The organism is Desulfosarcina sp., from assembly GCF_041551955.1.
Lineage (GTDB): Bacteria > Desulfobacterota > Desulfobacteria > Desulfobacterales > Desulfosarcinaceae > Desulfosarcina.
Genome location: NZ_JBFELV010000483.1, coordinates 1 through 3,677 on the forward strand (window position 1 = coordinate 1; position 3,677 = coordinate 3,677).

The following is a 3,677-nucleotide window of genomic DNA, read 5'->3' on the forward strand; positions in this document are numbered from 1 at the left end:
CAGGCGTGCACTGATCGAGGAGAGCCCTAATGCGCTCTGGGACTGGATGTAATCGATGCCGTCGGCTGCCGCGATGGCCCGCTCCAGCGGGATGGTGACAAACCCGCGCACCAGGTCGGCGCTGGCCCCGACATAGACCGTGGTCACCGTGACCACGGCGTTGTCGCTGCGGGGATACTGGCGAACGTTGAGGGAGCGGATGGCCTGGAGACCGGCGATGATGATCACCAAGTTAACCACCAGGGCCAGAACAGGCCGTCGGATGAACGGATCGGTAAGCTTCATATAACGGTTTTGAGTTTTATTGGTTAAATTGGTTTTATTGGTTCGTTGATTGGATTGGAATCGTTGAATTCGGCCTCAGCCAGCTGAATCGTTCAATAACCAATCAAACCAACTAACCAATCGAACCAACCAATCGGTTAACCTTCTTGAGGGTTGGGGGCCAGCTTGAACTCGGGAGACAGCGTGTTGTCCTCCACCACCGCCTGGCCGTTGCGCAGTTTGAACGCCCCGGTACTCACCACGGTCTCGCCTTCTTTCAGCCCTGACAGCACGGCGATAAAATCCCCCCGCTTTTCTCCCAGACGAACAAATTGCTGGCGGACGACGCTTTTCAAGGTGTCTCCGGTGTCATCGGGTTTGTTCTCCACGATAAACACCGAATCACTGTATGGGGCATACAGCACGGCGGTGGAAGGAATCGTCAGCACCGATTGGACGTCCGGCAGTGCCAGGGTTACGTTGACGAACATACCGGGGCGCAGGTGCTCCCGGGTGTTGGCCACCGTAGCCTGTATACGGATGTTGCGGGTAGCGCTGTCCACCTGCGGGTTCACGGCGGTGATGGCACCCTCGACCGTCTCGCCGGGCAGGGCGTCACTGGTCAGCCTTACCGGCAGCCCCTGGCGGATTTTGGCCAGCTCCTGCTGGGGCAGCTGGAAATTGACGAAAATCGGGTCCATGGCCTGAAGGGAAACGATGGTGTCGCCATCGTTGAGCGTCTGGCCCAGGTTGATCAGGCGCAGCCCGAGTCGGCCGGCAAAAGGGGCCCGGATCGTCTTTTTGGCGATGGTGGCGCGAATGGCGTCCACCTGTGCCGCCGCCTGCTTGAATTCGGCCTCGACGCTGTCGTAGCTGGAGGGGGTGATCACTTTCTGGGGCAGCAGTTCCTTGGCCCGCTCCAGGTTGAGTCGGGCCAGTTCCATGGAGGCCTCAGCCGAGCGAAGCTGAGCGGCCTCCGATGTCGTGTCCTGTTGAACCAGCAAGTCCCCTGCCTTCACCGCGCTGCCCGGTTCGAAGGCGATCCTTACTACCTTGCCGGTCAATTCGGCGGTGACCATAACTCCCTGAACCGCCTCGAGGGAGCCCACCGCCGTCAGCACGGACGGCCAGGTGGCCGACTGGGTCGTTGCCGTGGTCACGGTCTCGGGTGGCGGCACGTATTGTTTGCCCTGGGCGATCATGCGGTTGATCTGCAGCCCTTTGACGCCCCCGAGCACACCGATCAGAACGATCAATCCAATAATGGAAAAAATAATTGTTTTTTTCATTAGATTCCAACCTGTTGTCTTCTCCCTCAACCTTGACATATGCGTTGACTGGCGAGGAGTAAAGACGTTTATGAACCAACGAACTAACACTAAAATATTATTACGACAGTTGCCAAAGTCAATGCATGGCGACAGGGTCAGAACATTAAAATTCCGACGCCCTACCGTTCGCCCGGCGAAAGCCACCGCCAAAACAAGTCGCAGGATTCCATTTTCCTAACCCGCGTAATTGTACTATAACAGGCCTGTGCCCATGGCCGCATCATCGATGCGTCTGCTGCCGGGGCCGACAGTTTGCATCGGCAGACTGGACCGCAGCCCCTTAAGCCAATCCGTTTACGGGTAGAGGAAAAAATGAATCCAAAAGCATATTTTCGGATGGGATGTTTTTTAGGCTTTCTCGGCTTCGTCGGATTGTTCATCGAGTGGGCATGCCCCCCTGTTTACGGTCAGGATCGGGGTCGCCTGGCGTCCATGGTCCATCAGTTCAAAGATGACCCCCGGGGGCCCTGGGCTGCCATTCGCTGGTTCTGCCCGGATGGCACCGTTCTGCCGGCCAGCTCCCGCTGCAGCAGCCCGGGCGGTATCCAGCACGCGGTGCCCAAGACAACGGTCCAGCGCCTGGCCGAGGAAGAGGGGCTTTATTGGGGACAAATACTCGCCGGCACACCGGTGAACGATTTTCTGGATGCCGATCGCTACTTCAGCCGGCTCAAACAATACCAGATGGAACGGTATCTTCAGCGGGTGGATGACGGCTGGATACTGCGCAAAGCACGCTATTACCGGGGCGCCATCCAGTTCGAAGACGAGTCCGCATGGGGGGTGGATTTCCTCCAGAACGTCCTCGCTGACAACCGACTGGTGGAGACCCAGTTCTTTCTGCTGCGGCAGGCCGTGCGCGACATCCCCCATTTTGTCGACGACAACCGCTGGCAGTTAATCCGATCCCAGTCCCAGACCATCGCGGAGGCGTTCCCGGATTTCATGCCCCTGCGGATCAAGCTCCACGGCCAGCCCGAACCGGACGATGCAGCTCGATTGAAGGCTTTTTTGGCCGACCGCAAGACGCTCGACCCTCAGTTGCGCAGCGATATCCAAGCGCTGACCCGGGCGCTTGAGGAGGCCTACGGTTCCGATGGCAGCGAACGGCTTCGGGCATTGGCCCGGCGGCTGCCCAAAAATATTCCCAGCCGGAAACGGCTCTCCGACATCCTTGAACAGCAGAACCTTTCGGTCGGCGAAAGCGACGTCAACCGCCTGGCGGACCGCTGGACCCATCTGGCCGACCTCCTGACCCACATCCGCCGTGACATCCGCCAAATGCCCACACCCACCCATCGGCTGGCCCTGATGGATCTGTCCCTGGCCGTGGAAGAGGTCCTGTTTCTGGAAACGACGCCCTGGCGTCCGGCAACGGTCGGAGAACTGCTCCGAAAAATCGCCATTGTCGCCCGGGGCTGTGCGGGCGCCGGCTATCTGGAAATGTGGGAATGGCGGCAGGTGGCACCGCTGTTCGCCGGCATCGAGACAGAATCCGGCGTGGATTTGAACGCCCTGGCCGCCATCGCCGACATGTCGCGCCGGATCGTCGAGTGGGGAGCAGCCATGACGCGCGCCCATTACCGAGCCACCGTGGAGCGCTATGAAACCTTCGAGCCGCAGGCCAGAGGTTTTGTCGACGATCGTATACGGGCGTCCCTGCTGCTGCCTCTCGGGGAGGCCGTGTCGCAGCTACAGGGGGTGATTGCCGCCTTCGGCACCTCCGCTTCTTATATGATGGACCTGTCTGACACAGGCCGGATGCGGGGACTGAACCCGGGTTATGCCCTGGGGACGCTCAGGGTGCTCGATCGGGTCGATGTCCATACGATGTTCTCTGAAAATAGTATCTATGTCATGCCCCACGCGCCGCCGGATCTCAAGCCGGTGGCCGGCATCGCCACCGTCAGTGAAGGCAACCTGGTTTCCCACGTTCAATTGCTGTCGCGCAACCTGGGCATTCCCAACGCGATCCTCTCCGAGGCGGATCTCAATTCACTCCGGGCCTATTCCGGACAGACGGTTTTCTATGCCGTTTCACCGGGCGGTACGGTGATCATGAAACCGGCCGAGTCCATGACC

Annotated in this window: 3 protein-coding genes; 1 reads left to right on the forward strand and 2 read right to left on the reverse strand. The window is 59.5% G+C overall.

The window, feature by feature from the left end:
- On the reverse strand, positions 1 to 285 hold a 285-nt coding region (locus ABYV26_RS22865), incomplete at its 3' end, for an efflux RND transporter permease subunit (RefSeq protein ID WP_372683666.1).
- 137 nt (positions 286 to 422) lie between these two features.
- Positions 423 to 1,553, reverse strand: coding sequence for an efflux RND transporter periplasmic adaptor subunit (locus ABYV26_RS22870; protein ID WP_372683667.1), 1,131 nt, complete (start codon positions 1,551 to 1,553; stop codon positions 423 to 425).
- Between the two features lie 354 nt (positions 1,554 to 1,907).
- Between ABYV26_RS22870 and ABYV26_RS22875 the strand changes: the two genes are divergently transcribed.
- On the forward strand, positions 1,908 to 3,677 hold a 1,770-nt coding region (locus ABYV26_RS22875), incomplete at its 3' end, for a hypothetical protein (RefSeq protein WP_372683668.1).

Excerpts from the sequence above, each read along its gene's own strand:
- ABYV26_RS22870 (WP_372683667.1), bottom strand. The coding sequence starts at position 1,553 with ATGAAAAAAACAATTATTTTTTCCATTATTGGATTGATCGTTCTGATC.